This is a genomic window from Chondromyces crocatus (genome assembly GCF_001189295.1).
Lineage (GTDB): Bacteria > Myxococcota_A > Polyangia > Polyangiales > Polyangiaceae > Chondromyces > Chondromyces crocatus.
The window spans coordinates 5,989,170-6,004,437 of the sequence record NZ_CP012159.1 but is presented as its reverse complement, the minus strand read 5'-3'; the positions used below and the strand labels follow the sequence as shown (position 1 = coordinate 6,004,437).

The window sequence follows — 15,268 nt, the reverse complement described above, 5'->3', positions numbered from 1 at the left end:
GCGGCGCTCACGCTTCCTGGGCTTCCGGTTCGTCTCCCGGGGGAGGCACGACGGCGGAGGCGATGAGGTAGGTCAGCCCGCCCAGGAGGAGCACGGCGCTGTAGCCGAGATTCATGGCGATGAGCGTGCCCGCCGCGATGCCGACGACGCTGGCGACGCCGTTGAGCCCCCAGCACCACGGCAAGAGGGCCGGCGCCCGGGTGAGCACCAGCTTCACGCCGAGGGGAGCCTGGGAGCCCATCAGCAGGCCGAGGGGGGTGAGGACCAGCGCCGTCAGGCCCAGGCGCGCGGCGAACGAGAGATCGAGGCCCCAGCCCAGCAAGGGTCCGAGGCCGAAGGCCGCCGCGGTGAGCAGGACGACGAGGAGCTGGGCTCGCCACGAGGCGGCGAAGGCCGCGTGGAAGGCATGCACGCGCGCGGTGAGGAGGCTGCCGATGCCCGCCGAGAGAAGCAGGATCACCAGGACGGCGGAGAGGGCGTACACGGGGTGGCCGAGGAGCAGCACGAAGTGCTGCACGAGGGCGATCTCGACGAGGACGAAGCCCGCACCCAGGCTGAGGAAGAAGAGGAGGGCCCGCAGGCGGGGGCCGCGGTCCGGGGTACGCACGACCGGGGTGCGGCGGGCCAGGAGCGGGGCGACGAGGAACAGGAGAGCGAGGAGCGCGCTCACGACGAAGAGCGAGACGAGGGTGAGGAGGCCGTTCTGCTCGGACTTGAGCAGCTTCACGTCGCGCAGCACCTCGGGGAGCTTTCGCAGCGGGACGGTGTAGAAGAAGAACGGGCGGTCGTCGGTGGGAGGCGTCAGGTCGGTGGTGGCGTCGCGCTCGACGCTGCGCGCTTCGGTCGGGGTGGCGAGGAGGCGCCGCTGATCGGAGCCGGGACGATCGGGCGCGAAGGCTTCGGGGAACTTGTTCTTGCGGCAGTGGGTGCGGAGCGCATGGATCTCGGTCCGGGTGAGCGGAGTGCGCTTGATCAGAAGCGCGGTCGAGCGATCGTGGCTGCAGGCGAAGAGGTGGTCCTTGGGCTCGGCGATGCCGGCGCTCTGGAGGGCAGCTCGGCCGAGGTTGAGGAGGCGATCGAACTCCCCGTCCCAGCGGTTGACGACCAGCGTGCCCTCGGGCGTGAGGTGGTCGAGGAAGTCACGGAAGGCCTCGACGGTGTAGAGGCTGTTCTCGGAGAGCGAGAGCGCGCCGACGGAGGAGGCGGCCCAGGTGTCCACGAGGGAGATGACGATGTTGCGGAACTGGACCGGGGCGCGTCGCGCATAGCTGCGGCCGTCGGCCACCACGACGTGGACCTCAGGTTTGTCGAAGAGGTTTCCGCTGAACTCGGCGTAGCGGCCGCGCATCACCTTGTCGACGATGGCGGGGTTGATCTCGGCGGCGTGGATGTCCGTCTGGCCAGCCCTGAGGGCGGCGCGGATGTCCCGTCCGCCGCCGGCGCCGATGATGAGCGAGGGGCCTTGGCCCTTGTGGAGCACGTAGCCCAGCTCGTCGGGGTGGAGCTGCGGTGTGGTCTTGGCGTCGAGGATGGCGGTGGCTGCGCTGCCGTCGAGGCGCATCCAAGCCATGCCCTTGCGGGGGCGGTCCACCGTGATGAGGGAGAGTTCGTTCCAGGCCTGGAGTTCGACGCGGTCCAGCGAGACCCAGCGGAGGTTCGGCAGCTTGAGCCAGGGGGCGCCGAGATCGCCGAGGAGCAGGACGACGCTCCCGAGGGCGAAGGTGGCCACGAGCGAGCCCGAGCCGCGGCGCTCGGTCGGCGAGATCGCTCCCGCAGGCGCGCGGGTGCCCAGCCAGAAGAGGATGCTGCCGAGCGCGAAAACGATGGCCACGATGAGGGCAGCCCGGGGGGCGCCGACGCGGAGGGCGGCGATCGCGGCCACGCCGCCCAGGGCCGCCGCGACCAGATCGACGAGGTAGAGACGCGCCATGTCGCGCGCGGCATGCCGAATGGCGGCGGCGATGACGATCCCGCTGAGCACGAAGGGGATCGACGTCGCGAGGTAGATCACCGCGACCTGGAGGAGGGCCCGCGGTTCGAGATCCTGGATGGGCTTGAGGTAGAGGAGCAGGATCAGCGAGCCGACGGTGCCCGCCGAGGCGAGCGCCGCAAGCGCGGCGAGACGCGCGAACAGGCGCGGGGGGCGCGCGAGGCTCGGGAAGATGTAAAGCAGGACCCCACCCAGGCCGACGCCGAAGAGCGACAGGGAGATGGCGAGGAAGGCGAGGTGGTGGCCGTAGATCGCGGAATAGAGGCGGGTCAGCACGATCTCGAGCAGCACGGTGGCGCCTGCCGTCAGGGCCACGCCGCCGAAGAGGCCGCTCTTCTGGGAGATCTGCATGGGGGGCTCCCTCTACCACAGGGAACGCACTCGCTGACCGAGGAAGCGAGCCCCTGGCTCGGTCAGGGCTCGCGGCCGAGGGGCGCGAGCGGCCAGGGCAAGAGCAGCGGGACGGGAGCGGACGGGCCACTTTGACGCACCGCGCGCTCGCACTCGGAGATGAGGAGCCGGCGCGGACCGTAAGCGGAGGGGTTCGCCGCATCGGCGTCCATCAGCCGCGTCGGTGTGTCGGCGCCGAAATCGTCCGGGTGGCCGGGGTCGTCGAGGAGCACGTGCCCGAGCTCGTGGGCCAGCGTGAAGGAGGCGCGGTCGGCGCGCAGGCCGGCGCGATCCTCGATGATGGTGTTCCGGATCGCTCCGCCGTCGGCGTGGATGAAGGACTCGCCGATGCGACCACCGCCAGCGAAGCTCGGGACGATGAAGACGTCGATCGTCGAGGGATCGCCATCGTCATGAGCCTTGATCAGTGCACGCTCTTCGACGGTCCCCGCGATGGCGTCGATGTCACCGAAATGCTGCAGGCCGTCCTCGAGGTCGACCGCGCCGAGGCAGGCGGTCAGGGTGCGATCGGTGGAGACGCGGCCGGTCGCCGGGGGTTCCAGGAGCGAGAGGGCGCCACCAGCGCGGCGGATCAAGACGTCGCTCGCGCCATGGGCCGCCGCGGCGATGGTCGCGTTGTCGGAGACGCGCGCCGAGAAACCGGCAGCGTTCACGGCGGCCGCCACGACCCGCGCAGCAGCGGCCGGCTTCATTCCTGCGTTCACGCGCACGGAGATCTCACGGCCGTCGACCCGGAAGCGAATCTCACCGCCGCTGGCCGGGAGGCCGTGGTCACAGCCGAGGGCGAGGAGGTGGGCGCGTGGAGGGTCGACCACCCGGATGTCGAGATCGTCGGGGGATCCGAAGCTGATCCCGCACGCCCCCCACAGCATGTTGGCCCGCTCCACTTCGCCACGGATGAGGTTCGCGGCGTCGGCGTCGTCGGCGCCGACCGGGGGTCGTCCGCCCGCCCTCGCTCTCACCAGGTGGACCCGCAGGCGCGCCCGGTAACGCTCGATGGGGCCGACGGCCGAGGCGCGAGGGCCCCCGACGCGGATCATCTGCAGCTTGCCCCCTCCTGGTGCGGCGACGACCAGTGCGCCCCCGAGCCGGGTCTTGAGGGAACGATCCGCGATGACGGGGTGGCTTCTGTCGATGTCGTCGACCACCGCTCGGATTGGACGCGTGGAGCCACACACCAGGGTGGGTACGATGTCCGTGGGGCAGGAGACGTGGCCGAGCGCGACGTCGGCGAGGCGGTCCATGACCTCGCCCGAGGGCGCGAGGGACAGGACGTCCACCGTGGTGGGGAGGTCGTCGGCGGTCCCGATGACGAGGAACCGCAGCGCGTCCGGATCGTCGAGATCGGCGAGGGGATCGTCACCGAGTCGATCCGGGGGGGTCCGCTGGAGGGAGGCGTGCGAGCGCGCCAGGTCGATGGCCTTTCCGGCGCCATCGAGGGCGCGGACCTCCACGGCGCTCACGCGAAGGGACTGGCCGAAGAGGCGCAGGTCATGGCTCCCCGGCCGGAGGGCTTGCAGCTCGATCCGCTGGGCCCCAGGAGGCACCCGCGCGCCAGGCGTGAGGGCTCGCCCATCGACCAGGAGGCGCAGGCTGGGAGGAAGCTCCACGGGGGTCGAGCGCGCAGCGGCTGGCACCTTCAGCCCCAGGAGCTCCGGGGCGGTGGGTACGAGCTGCTGCTCGGCGTCGGGTCTGCGATCGCCGTCGTCGTCGTCTCGGTCGACGGCGATGAGCGCGGCAGCCATGGGCTCGGCCCGGGTGGGGGCGGTGAGCACCAGGGAGGCGAGGAGGGTGCAGGTGAAGCGGGCACGGCCGAGCATGCGCGGGTTCTGTCGGACGGGTCTCCCGTATTGCGCCTCGGGAGGCGAATGCGAGCCCTGGCCCGAGGACGTGATCCTGAGCCCTGGATCAGGGCTTTCCCCGATGGCGAGAGGACTCATCGCGATGCACGTGATTCTACATGGTGAGCGCCGTCCTGTTCGACATTGATGGTACCCTGGTGGATTCTGTGGACCTCCATGCCGAGGCTTGGCGGGAGGCCATGCTTCGCTTCGGCCGTGATGTCCCCGCGGAGCGGCTCCGATGGGACATCGGCAAGGGAGCGGATCAGCTCCTGCCCTCTTACTTCAGCGCCGAGGAGCTGAAGCGCTTCGGGGAGGAGCTGGAAGAGCAGCGCTCCGAGCTGTACATGGAGAAGTACTTTCCTCGGGTCCGTCCCTTTCCGGGGGTGCGCGCGCTGTTCGAGCGGATGGCGAGCGAGGGGCGGAGGGTCGTGCTTGCGTCTTCGGCGAACGAGAGGGAGCTGGACGCGCTCGTCGAGCTGACGGGTGTAGAGGATCTCATCGAGGCGTCCACCTCGAGCGACGACGCCGATCGAAGCAAGCCTCACCCGGACATCTTCGAGGCAGCGCTCGACAAGCTGGGGAGCGTGGATCTGCGCGAGGTGATGGTCGTCGGCGACACGCCCTACGACGCCGAGGCGGCGGGCAAGCTGGGACTCTCGGCGATCGGGGTGCGGACAGGAGGCTGGTCCGAGGAGAGGCTCCTCGAGGCGGGCTGTGTGGCCGTCTATGGCGACCTGAAAGACCTGCTGGCGCACCATGATGAATGGACTCAGCGAGCGGAGGCCCAGCTCAGGAAGGCATCGTGACGGTCACGAGGTGGCCCGAGCACAAGGCCTCCTGACGTGCACGAGGGGGCACCATCACGCTGACAGGACGTCACGGAGGGGTCTTTTGGGGTATCAGGGTCACCCCTTGCGCTTCGCGGTAGATGCAGGGCGGGAGCGCGTGGCTGAGCGGGCGCTGTCCTTCTCCAGCTTCGTGGCAGATGCAGGGCGGGTGTGCGTGTTGGACTGGGGGCCGTGGCTCTCCAGCTCCTCGACCAACTCTTCCACAGTCGGGAGGCTCCCCTTCAGCTCATCCGGAAGAGACTCGACGATGCGCGTCTCCCACTCGGCAACGCCAATGGGCTTGGCGAGGCCACGGAGCGCGTACTCGACCACCAGCCTCTCCTTGGATTTGCACAGGAGGAGCCCGATGCTCGGACGATCGTCAGCGTGGCGCAGCTTCGCGTCCACTGCCGAGAGATAGAAGTTCATCTTGCCCGCGAACTCCGGCTTGAAAGGCACGGCTTTCAGCTCGATGACGACGAAGCAGCGCAGCTTCAGGTGGTAGAAGAGGAGGTCGAGGTAGAAGTCTTCCTCGCCCACGGCGAGATGAACCTGCCTCCCGACGAACGCGAAGCCGACGCCGAGTTCCAGGAGGAAACGCTGGACGTGGACGACCAGCGCTTGCTCGAGCTGACGCTCCTGGATGTCTGGTCCCAGCGAGAGGAAGTCGAAGATGTATGGGTCCTTCAGCGTCTGCTGTGCAAGCTCGGACTGAGGGGAGAGCAGGGTTTGCTCGAAGTTCGACAGCGCCTTTCCCTGTCGCTTGTGGAGGCGTGACTCGATCTGGAAGGTGAGCACCGCTCGACTCCAGCCATGGACGACGGCTTGCTGGAGATACCAGATGCGGATTGCGGGCTTCTGCACCCGAGCGACGAGGAGCAGATGGTGACCCCAGGGGATCAGTCCAACAAGCTGTTGGACTGACTCGTCGGCGTCTGCCCATGCCAGGTAGACCTGGCGCATGTGGAACAGGTTGCTCCGAGAGAACCCGCGGATGGAAGGGAAAGCAGCGCGAAGATCGCTGGCCAGCTTCTCGACGACCTTCTCACCCCAGCCCTTTTTGCTCTCTTGCTCTGCCAGGCGGCGACCGATGTGTAGATAGAGATCGATCAAGGCCCGGTTGACGAGGACCGCGGCCTTCGCCTGTGTGGACCGGATTCGTCCCTTCAGCTCACGGAGGAGGCCGGCGTAGTCGGCCGGGAGGGCCAGGAAGCTCCTGGCCTTGGGCTTTTCCGAGTTCAGTCCTTTGCTGACCATGGCCGACCCGCGGGAGCGAGGCTCGTCAGGGGTTCGACACCCGCCCAAGCACCAGGATGAGTGCCTCACCGTCGACGGTCAACTCACGCCGCTCGCCGATGACCGCGTCGGCCTTCAGCTCGACAGCGATCGCGAGCGCCTCCTGTTGGAGCGTCTCGCGCCAGGCGTCTGCCACGCGCTTCACGCGCTCGCTGCCATCGATCGCGAGCCGGATACGCTCGGTGAACCCGAGGTCCAGCTCCTTGCGGAGCCCTTGTACGCGCGACAGAAGCTCACGCCCCAGCCCCTCGTCCCGCAGTGCGTCGGTGAGCGCGGTGTGGAGGACGACCACCCCCACGCGTCCGCCGGCGGCGGCGAAGCCCTCCGAGGCCTCCACGGCGACTTCGATTTCTTCGGGTCCGAGCTCGATCCGCTCGCCTTCCAGATCGAGCGGCACCTTGCCCTCCAGGGCGAGCTGCGTCCGGAGCGCGGAGGCGTCAGCTTTGGCCAGCGCCTGCTTGGCGAGCTGCACCTTCTTGCCGAGCTTCGGGCCGAGCGCGCGGAAGTTGGGCTTCAGCACGTAGCGAACCTCCGCTCCTTCTTCTCCCGGTTTGAGGAACCGCAGCTCTTTCATGTTCAGCTCGTCACGAATGAGCCAGGCGTTCTCTTCCCTCTGCAGCGCCGCGGTGAGGCTCTGGTCGCTGAGGACGATGTCGGCCCTGCCCAGCGGCTGGCGCACCTTGAGCTTGTGGGCCGTTCGGACCTGGAGCCCCAGGGAGACGAGGTCACGCACGGTGCGCACCTCCTGGGCGAGCCCTTCATCGATGGCGGCCTCGTCGGCCTGGGGGAAGGCGCAGAGGTGCACGCTCCCAGGCTGCGAGGTCGGCCAGGGGCGGCGTACCAGGTTCTGGTAGAGCGCCTCGGCCTGGAAGGGGGTGAAGGGGGCAGACAGCTTGGCGAGGGCAACGAGCACCTCGTACAAGGTGAAGTAGGCGTCGCGCTTGTCCTGCTCCGCGGTGGCCTGGGAGGCAGCTCCCGCGGCGCTTTCCATGCCTTCGGCGGCCCAGAAGCGAGAACGGCTCCTCCGGACGTACCAGTTGGAGAGCGCGTCCACGAGATCCACGAGGCGCTGCGCCGCTTCGTAGAGGTGGTAGGCATCGAGGTGTCCCGTCACCTCGCGCGTGGCGAGCGAGAGTTCGCTGAGCATCCAGCGATCGAGCAGAGAGCGCTCCTTCGCGGGGCGGTAGCCAGCGCTCTTCGCCAGGTCGGTCGGCGTGGTCCCCTTCGCGTCGGGGTTACCCTCCGCCGGCGAGAAGCCGTCGATGTTCGCGTAGATGGTGAAGAAGGAGTAGACGTTCCGGAGCTTGATCGCGAACTCCTTCTGGTAGCCGCGCACGTTGGTCAGCGAGTGACGCGTGTTGGTCCACGACGGCGAGGCGGCATAGAAGAACCAGCGGAAAGCATCGGCCCCCGGCGCAGGGGTCGAGGGGTCTTCGATGAAGACACGCTGCTCGGACGCGAGGCGGAGGACGTCGTTCGGCATCACCGATAGCGGGTTCTCCCTGGGGGTGAGGCCGAGCCGGGTGAGATCGGCGTCTGCAAGAGCGACGATGCGTCGGGGCATGCCCTTCTGAGGCCGCAGCTCCATCGTGACAGGCTCACCGGTGCGATCGGCCCGGTAGAGCACCACCCGCGCAGATTCGCCGGCGAGATCCAGGCCCTCGAAGTCTTCCCGGGCGATGAGTGCCACGCCATCTCTGGGCTGTGCGCCCTTCACCTCGCCCACGCGCGCGGCCGCGAACTCCATGCGCACCCGGTCGAGGATCACCTCGGGTGGCGTGTAGTTGCCTTTGGACTTGCTCTCTTTCTTGCCCTCGCGATCGCCCACGTGGCCGAGCACGACGCAGGTCTGGTACGGATGGGGGTAGCTCCGCACGCGCGAGAGGCCGAGGCGGGCCTGCGTCTCCTCGTCGAAGACGAGCGTGGAGATCATGAGGAGCGAGTAGAACCAGCCGCGGGTCTGATCGATCGCCTCGCTGATGAAGTCCGCCGGGAAGGCGCGATCGAACAGCTCCTTGGAGCCTTGGACGTGCGGGAAGCCCCACTGGGCGAAGGGCATGGCGCCGCTGTCGAACCAGGCGTCGATCACGTCGGGGACGCGGCGCATCTCGGCGCCACAGGTTGGGCACGGGAAGGTCACCTCGTCGATCCAGGGTTTGTGGACGATGAGGTTGTCGTTCAGCGAAGGGTCGGCCTGCTTCGCCGCATGGAAGTGGGCGAAGGCCTGGGGGTTGAGCTGCTCGATCTCCGAGACCGAGGCGGGCGCGTGGCGGTGCTCGCGGTCCTTCGTGCAGATCCAGATGTTGAGCGGTGTCCCCCAGTAGCGCTCGCGGCTGAGCGCCCAGTCCACATTGTTGGCGAGGAAATCACCGAAGCGGCCTGTCTTGATGTGCTCCGGGAGCCACTGGACGGTCTGGTTGTTCTCGATGGCGCGGTCGATGAGCGCCGTCGTGCGGATGTACCAGGCGGGGCGCGCGTACTGGATGAGTGGGTCGTCGTCCGCGCGCCAGCAGAAGGGGTACTCGTGCCGGTAGGTCTCGGCATGAACGAGCAGACCACGCTCCTTGAGGTCAGCGGAGAGCTCCTTGTCGCACGCCTTGACCCACCGGCCGGCATACTTGCCCATCGCGTCGATGAACGTGCCATCGGGCTTCACCGCGTTGAAAAGCGGCAGGGTGTGGTCCTTCTTGAGCTGGGCCCGGTGCGCAGAATGATCGTCTTCACCGAAGGCGGGCGCGACGTGGACGATGCCGGTTCCGGCATCGAGGGTCACGAAGTCCGCGCCGATGACGCTGTGGACGACCGGGAACGGCGCGGCACTCGCAGCGAACAGATCGAAGGGAGCCTTGTATTTCTTCCCGATCAGCTCGGCTCCGCTCGTCTCACGCAGTACTGGCAAGGGCCGGCCGAGCTTCTTCTCCAGCGCCTCACGCAGCCCGGACGCCACGATGAGCTGCTTCACCCCCGGCAGGGCCTCGCCAGCATCCACCACCGCGTAGGTGAAGTCGGCGCGCACCGCTGCATACATGTTGGACGACAGGGTCCAGGGCGTCGTGGTCCACACGGCGAGCGCCGTCCCAGGCTCGTCCACGAGCGGGAATGCCACGTACACGCTCGGGTCGTCGACCGTCTTGTACCCCTGGCCGACCTCGGCGCTGGAAAGCGCCGTGCCCCCCTGGGCCCACCACCACACCACCTTCTCGCCCTGGTAGAGGAGACCCTTCCGGTGCAGCTCCGCGAGGGCCCACCACACGCTCTCGACGTAGCTCTTGTGGTAGGTCACGTAGGCCTTGTCGAGGTCGACCCAGAAGCCAACCTTGTCGGTCAGTGACTCCCAGGCCTCGGTGTAACGAAACACGGAGGCGATGCAGCGCGAGATGAACGGCTTGACCCCGTAGGCCTCGATGTCCGCCTTGCCGTGGATGCGCAGCTCCTTCTCGACCTCCACTTCTACGGGGAGCCCATGCGTGTCCCACCCGGCTTTTCGCGGCACGTCGTAGCCGCACATGGTCTTGTAGCGGGGGAAGACGTCCTTCACCGCCCGGGTGAGCACGTGCCCGTTGTGAGGCATGCCGTTCGCAGTCGGTGGCCCCTCGTAGAACACGAAGGTGCCGCGCGACGGCCCGGTCGCTCGGGTCTCTGCGCTCAGCGTCTTTTCGAAGACCCTCTCTTGCTTCCAGAAGGCGAGAATCGTCGACTCCTCGGCCGGGAAGTTGATCTCGGTGGGGACTTTGTCGAAAAGGCCCGAGGCGCTCTCAGAGGTAGGGGTCGAAGGATCACCGGACATGGGGCGCTAGTAGCAAGGGGCGCCCCTAGCGTCGAGAAACGAGCGAGGGAGGGGGCAGCAACGAGCGAGGGGGCGCCCGCCATGACAGCGCGGTCGCACGGGTGTCCCCTCCCCTGGCACATCCTGGAACGCACGCCCTGGATGGAGCGATCCGGACCACGAACGACAGTGGAGGATCGGAGTTTGCAGGGTATTCTCCCCGTTCACGAAGGAGCACTGGTTCATGCGATACCTTCACCTTGCTTGTGCCCTGACCGCCGCGTCGATGGCCGTGGCTGCCCCTCGTGTGGCGGAGGCCTGCGGTGGCGTCTTCCCTCGGGAAGTCCCCGGGCAGCCCCCCGAGATCATCACCGTCACCTCCCAGCGCATCGCGCTCTCGCTCTCCACCGAGCAGAGCGTGCTCTGGAGTCAGATCGCCTACGAGGGGGACCCCAGCGACTTCGCCTGGGTGCTTCCCGTGGGCCCTGGCGCGGTCCTGGAGGCGTCCACCGATGCCTGGTTCGAAGCCCTCGAGGCGTTCACGGCCCCCCGCGTGCTTGCGCCGCTCGTCACCTGTCACGACGACAGCGGCTCAGGGTCCTCGTCCGGCGGCTGCTGTGGCTCGGCCGCGCTCGATGGTGGGGCCCTCTCCGGTCGTGGCAACTTCGGTCAAGGGACGCCGGACGTCACCGTGCTCCACGAAGGATCCGTGGGGAACTACCAGACGGTCACGCTGAGTTCGGGCAGCGGTGAGGCCATCCAGACATGGCTCACGACCAACGGCTACGCGATCCCCTCCGCGGTGATTCCCGTACTCGACGCCTACGCGGCTCAGGGCCTCGACTTCATCGCCATGCGCCTGCGCCCTGGCGCATCCGTCTCGCAGATGACCCCGGTCCGGGTCGTGGCCCCCGGTGGCTCTCCCCTGGTCCCGCTGGGCATGATGGCCGCCGGCGCCGGCGAGACCGTGCCGCTCACGCTCTACGTCCTCGGGGAGGGACGCTACGCGCCGGAGAATTTCCCCTCGGTGACGCTGGACGGGAACGCGCTGAGGTGGGACTTCGCCGAAGAGAGTTCGAACTACGAGACCCTCCGTCGGGAGGAGCTCTCCCGGGAAGACAGGCGTGGCTTCCTCACGAGTCATGTCTCCCAGTTTCCACTCGTCTCCCCGCACCATGACCCTCACGGGGAAATGATCCGAGTCACGTTCGATCACACCTCCAGCTCGGCCACCACCATCGCCGAGGCTTATGTCCTCCAGCACGAAAACAACACCGGCGATCCGTACGGGTACTGCGATCTCGGCATGCGCCTCGTGACCTACCCCAACCTCACCGTGGTCGAGACCTGCCCCGATGGCACGCGCGAGGCTGGCCCTTGTTCGGACGGGAGGAGTGTCACCGCTGCCACCTTCACGTGCGGCGATCTCTCGGACGTAGGCCGAGCTCTCATCGGTCTCCGTCCCGGCGATCTCGTCCTCACACGCTTGGAGGCGGATCTCCCGCCAAGCGCCCTCGAGGACGACCTCCGCCTCGAACCTGCTTCGAGTCAGGCCCCCATCTCCAGCAACCTCGTCGCCGCCAAGGTGGAGAATGTCCCCTGCGGCGACTACTCCGTCGAGCCGCCAGGCTCCGAGCCACTCGGCAGGCGCATCGGGAACCCCGCGCCCGCCATCCTTGCTGCGGCGCTGGCGACCGCCGCGCTCCGCCGCCGTCATCGATCCCGCTCTCGCTGAGGCATCCCCCTCGGCTTCCACGGCGCGACGCCGCGCTCATCGCAGCGCAGCGATGGATCCCACTTGAGCCTTCACGGCGCGCAGATAGTCCCCTGGCGCGATAAGGATCTGAGTCCCCCGCACCCCTGCAGATATCGAGACCACGTCGAACAGCTCGATCGTCTCGTCGGCATAGACCGGGTAGGCCTTTTTCGCCCCCAGTACCGTCACCCCTCCACGGACATAGCCCGTCAGGGGTTGCACCTCCTTGAGCGGTACCGTGTCCACCTTCCGGTCGCCGCTCAGCTTCGCCAGGCCCTTCAGATCCAGCGCCGCCGTCGCCGGGACGACCGCGAAGCAGACACCGTTCCGGTCTCCGCGCGCCACCAGCGTCTTCCAGACCTGCTCCGGCGGCATGCCGATCTTCGCCGCCACCGTCTCGGCGCGCAGGTCCTCCGGCTCCACCTCGTACTCGCGCAGCTCGTAGCGGATGCCCAGCGCATCCAGCAGGCGCGCGGCGTTGGTCTTCATCGTCCCTTCGACTCCTTGCGCCGCGAGGCAACCCCGTGGCGCAGTGCTCCTGGAGCTTCTCCGGCATCGGCCAGGCACGCGCCGACTTCTCCCTCGGCCAGCGCCGCAAGCAACCTGGCTGGCGCCTCGCGGATGGCAGCAACCCCGTCGGCTCCTGCGGCGAGGCACGACGCAGCGTTCCGCGCCTCGATGCCTCCCAGGGCGATCAACGCCACCGTCCGAGGCCTCTGCTGCCCGTGAGCTTGCGTGGAGTCGAGCCCACCGAGGCCATTGAGGCCATCCGGGCTGACCGGTCCCTGCTCGATGGTGCTCCGCGCCACGCCGAGTACCTCGAGGCCGAGGGGCACGCCTTTCCCTGGGGATGCGAAGACTGGCGAGAGCGTCACGGCATCGGCGCCTTCAACCAGCGCACGCCAGATGTCGTCAAGATCGTGACAGGCCACCGAGATCCACGCGCTCCCACCCAGGAATCGTCGTGCTTCCTCCACGCCGACCGAGCGCCGACCCAGATGGACACCCTCGGCTCCGAGGAGCTGGGCCACGTCCAGCCGATCGTTGACCAGGAGCGCCATGCCCAGCTCCGCCGTGATCGCTCGCAGCCGTCGCCCCATGGCCAGCAGTGCGGCTGCTGATAGCTCTGGATCTCGGAGCTGCACCGCCACCCGCGCACGCCACGCCTCCGACCACCCCCCGAGCGCCCGGAGACGTGTGACGAGCTCGACCTCCGGGACCACCGAGGTCGCAGTGATCTGGGTGACGAGCGGTGCCCGCATCACTCGGGCGGCCTCTCGCCGGTGGTGTTCGTCTCGGTCGGGGGCACCCCCAGGGACTCCAGATCCTGACGCGCCATTCCTGCGAACCGACTCGATGGATACCGCTCGATCAGGTAGCGCAGCGTCGCCACCTGGGCGTCGCGCTCGCCCTTCGCTTCGAAGCGCTCGGCGAGCGCGAACAACACCTCGCTCGGGTCCTCCACGCGCCGACGCCGCAGATCCGGCTCACTGGCGCACTGGAAGGGCGCGTTGGCGAAGGTCGCGACGAGCACGACGGCGGCGAAGGAGACACGGAGACCGACGAGCACGACGCGATTCGCTTGTACCTCGCCCTCCCTGTCAAGTCCCGAGGCGCCCTCACCAGGGCCTGCTGGGGGCCGCAAGAGGATGCCCGTGCTCCATGGCAAAGCTCCGTCCGCGCTTGTCCATCAGCCCGCCCCGCTCCGCCCGCCCTTGCCGTCAGCCTCATGATCGAACTTAACTCCACCCATGTCCGATCCCCGGCCGCCTGCCCTCGACCCTGCCACCGTCGAACCCCTGACGAACACCGGCTACCCCGAGCCCTTCCGTCTGGCCGTCGCTGGCCGCGCCAGACGCCGCATCGGCAAAGCCCTCGGCCTCACCCGGTTCGGCGTCAACCTCACCCAGCTCGCGCCTGGCGCGGCGTCGTCGCAGCGCCATTGGCATTCCCACGACGAGGAGTTCGTCTACGTCGTGGAAGGCGAGCTGGTCCTCGTCACCGACGCAGGCGAGCAGGTGCTGCGCGCAGGCATGGCGGCCGGATTCCCGGCGGGTCGCCCCGACGGGCACCAGCTCGTCAACCGCTCGGATCGTCCTGCTGTCTACCTCGAGGTCGGGACCGACGAGGAGCAGGACCATGCTGTCTACAGCGACATCGACATGGAGTGTCGGCCTCAACCCGGTGGCGGGTTCGCTTACGTGCACAAGGACGGCACCCCCTGGTGACGACGCCGCGCCCTCAGGGGGGCTCGGGCTCGACGTGCTTGCGCCACTCGCTCCTGGCGCTCGCGTAGGCCACCTTCGCGGCCGTCTCGCGCTCAGCGCCGCTGATCATCGCCATCTTGCGGCTGCGCAGCTCGGTCATCAGAGCGCGCTCCACGTAGGTTCGCGCCTCACGCAACGTTCCCGGCCAGCCACCAGCGACCGCCCGCCCCTGCTGCTGCAATTCACGACGAAAGCCCTGAGCCCAGCTCTGACCGAGCGCCTGCGAGCGTTCCTCGATGAACTTACGTCGCTCGGCGTCTCGCGGGGACTCGACCTTCTCTCCCGCTGGTGGAGGCGGAACGCTCGGCTCGACGTCTCGCCGCTCTCCGTTGCTCACTCGACCGCCGGAGGCTGAGGTCCCGGGACGATCCCGGCAATATCCGGATCTTCGCCAGGCTCACCTGGAACAGATTTCAACGTCTTGTCCTTGCGTCGTTCATTGCGAGCGGCGTCTTTCTCGCGCTGCTTTTCCTGGCGCGCACGCTCTTTCTGCCGCTTGGATGCACCTTGTCGCTGCATGCTGAGCACCGGCTTCCGCGCAGTTTCGCGCTGGGCTTGAGGGGGGAAGAAATAGCACGGCGAGCGCGAGGCTCGCCGTGCCGCGACTATCCAGACAACGTGGAATCAGTAGCGGTCGCGGCCACGGCCGCCACCACCGCCACCGCCGCCGAAGCCACGGCCGCCGCCACCGCCACCGCCGCCGAAGCCACGGCCGCCACCACCGCCACCACCGCCGAAGCTACGGCCGCCACCACCGCCACCACCGCCGGGCTGCCGCTCCTGCGCCTCATTCACGCGGAGCGAGCGCCCGTCGAGCATCATCCCGTTGAGCTGCTCGATGGCGGTCGCAGCGGCCTGGGCCGAGCCCATGGTGACGAACGCAAAACCACGCGGTTGCCCGGTCTCACGGTCGGTCGGCATCGCCACCTCACGCACCTCACCCACGGCGGCGAAGGCCGCTTCGAGGGTCTCCTGACGGGTCGAGTACGAGAGATTGCCGACGTAAAGACGATTTGCCATGACACGTTGCTTTCGCAGCTTCTATTGCGCACTGTTGCGCTATCAGCCTGCCATCCGATGAAGCCGCTGTGGCTCGAAGGGCCGACGTCCT

General features: G+C 68.2%; 13 protein-coding genes. 3 read left to right on the top strand and 10 right to left on the bottom strand.

All coding sequences use genetic code 11. The features are described from left to right. Positions 1-7: 7 nt before the first annotated feature. Together CMC5_RS21970 and CMC5_RS21965 are read right to left on the bottom strand one after the other, a co-directional pair. Complete coding sequence (locus CMC5_RS21970; protein ID WP_050432254.1) at positions 8-2,341, bottom strand: spermidine synthase family protein; 2,334 nt, start codon at positions 2,339-2,341, stop codon at positions 8-10. A gap of 62 nt (positions 2,342-2,403) precedes the next feature. Continuing rightward, a complete protein-coding gene (locus CMC5_RS21965; RefSeq protein WP_050432253.1) occupies positions 2,404-4,221 on the bottom strand; it encodes an ImmA/IrrE family metallo-endopeptidase in 1,818 nt (605 codons plus the stop codon). Positions 4,222-4,361: 140 nt separating this feature from the next. Between CMC5_RS21965 and CMC5_RS21960 the strand changes: the two genes are divergently transcribed. After that, positions 4,362-5,051, top strand: coding sequence for an HAD family hydrolase (locus CMC5_RS21960; protein ID WP_050432252.1), 690 nt, complete (start codon positions 4,362-4,364; stop codon positions 5,049-5,051). Between the two features lie 99 nt (positions 5,052-5,150). Here CMC5_RS21960 and CMC5_RS21955 read toward each other — a convergent pair whose 3' ends face one another. Next, positions 5,151-6,329, bottom strand: a complete 1,179-nt coding sequence (locus CMC5_RS21955; protein ID WP_063796328.1) for a PDDEXK nuclease domain-containing protein — start codon at positions 6,327-6,329, stop codon at positions 5,151-5,153. Positions 6,330-6,354: 25 nt separating this feature from the next. Then, complete coding sequence (gene ileS / locus CMC5_RS21950; protein ID WP_050432250.1) at positions 6,355-10,155, bottom strand: isoleucine--tRNA ligase; 3,801 nt, start codon at positions 10,153-10,155, stop codon at positions 6,355-6,357. A 223-nt stretch (positions 10,156-10,378) separates the two neighbouring features. Here ileS and CMC5_RS21945 point away from each other — a divergent pair, with 223 nt between their 5' ends. Then, positions 10,379-11,869, top strand: a complete 1,491-nt coding sequence (locus tag CMC5_RS21945; RefSeq protein ID WP_082362688.1) for a DUF2330 domain-containing protein — start codon at positions 10,379-10,381, stop codon at positions 11,867-11,869. 36 nt (positions 11,870-11,905) lie between these two features. Here the strand turns inward: CMC5_RS21945 and ybaK are convergent, their stop codons facing one another. Genes ybaK through CMC5_RS21930 form a run of 3 tightly spaced genes read right to left on the bottom strand, consistent with a single transcriptional unit; the run spans position 11,906 to position 13,460 of the window. Further along, on the bottom strand, positions 11,906-12,379 hold the full coding sequence (ybaK, locus tag CMC5_RS21940) for a Cys-tRNA(Pro) deacylase (protein WP_050432248.1): 474 nt from the start codon (positions 12,377-12,379) through the stop codon (positions 11,906-11,908). Further along, a complete protein-coding gene (locus CMC5_RS21935; RefSeq protein ID WP_063796327.1) occupies positions 12,376-13,152 on the bottom strand; it encodes a thiamine phosphate synthase in 777 nt (258 codons plus the stop codon). The genes ybaK and CMC5_RS21935 overlap by 4 nt, the downstream gene beginning before the upstream one ends. Further along, positions 13,152-13,460, bottom strand: a complete 309-nt coding sequence (locus tag CMC5_RS21930) for a tetratricopeptide repeat protein (RefSeq protein ID WP_050432247.1) — start codon at positions 13,458-13,460, stop codon at positions 13,152-13,154. The genes CMC5_RS21935 and CMC5_RS21930 overlap by 1 nt, the downstream gene beginning before the upstream one ends. Before the next feature lie 181 nt (positions 13,461-13,641). On the opposite strand from CMC5_RS21930, the gene CMC5_RS21925 reads away from it, so the two are divergent. Next, positions 13,642-14,118, top strand: coding sequence for a cupin domain-containing protein (locus CMC5_RS21925; RefSeq protein ID WP_050432246.1), 477 nt, complete (start codon positions 13,642-13,644; stop codon positions 14,116-14,118). Positions 14,119-14,131: 13 nt separating this feature from the next. Here CMC5_RS21925 and CMC5_RS21920 read toward each other — a convergent pair whose 3' ends face one another. The 3 genes from CMC5_RS21920 to CMC5_RS21915 form a co-directional block, all read right to left on the bottom strand. Beyond that, positions 14,132-14,494, bottom strand: a complete 363-nt coding sequence (locus tag CMC5_RS21920; RefSeq protein ID WP_050432245.1) for a hypothetical protein — start codon at positions 14,492-14,494, stop codon at positions 14,132-14,134. Next, positions 14,491-14,676, bottom strand: a complete 186-nt coding sequence (locus CMC5_RS42815) for a hypothetical protein (RefSeq protein ID WP_082363496.1) — start codon at positions 14,674-14,676, stop codon at positions 14,491-14,493. The genes CMC5_RS21920 and CMC5_RS42815 overlap by 4 nt, the downstream gene beginning before the upstream one ends. 105 nt (positions 14,677-14,781) lie before the next feature. Next, positions 14,782-15,177 carry an RNA recognition motif domain-containing protein gene (locus CMC5_RS21915; protein WP_050432244.1) on the bottom strand — a complete coding sequence of 132 codons (396 nt, stop codon included), beginning with the start codon at positions 15,175-15,177 and terminating at the stop codon, positions 14,782-14,784. Positions 15,178-15,268: the final 91 nt, after the last annotated feature.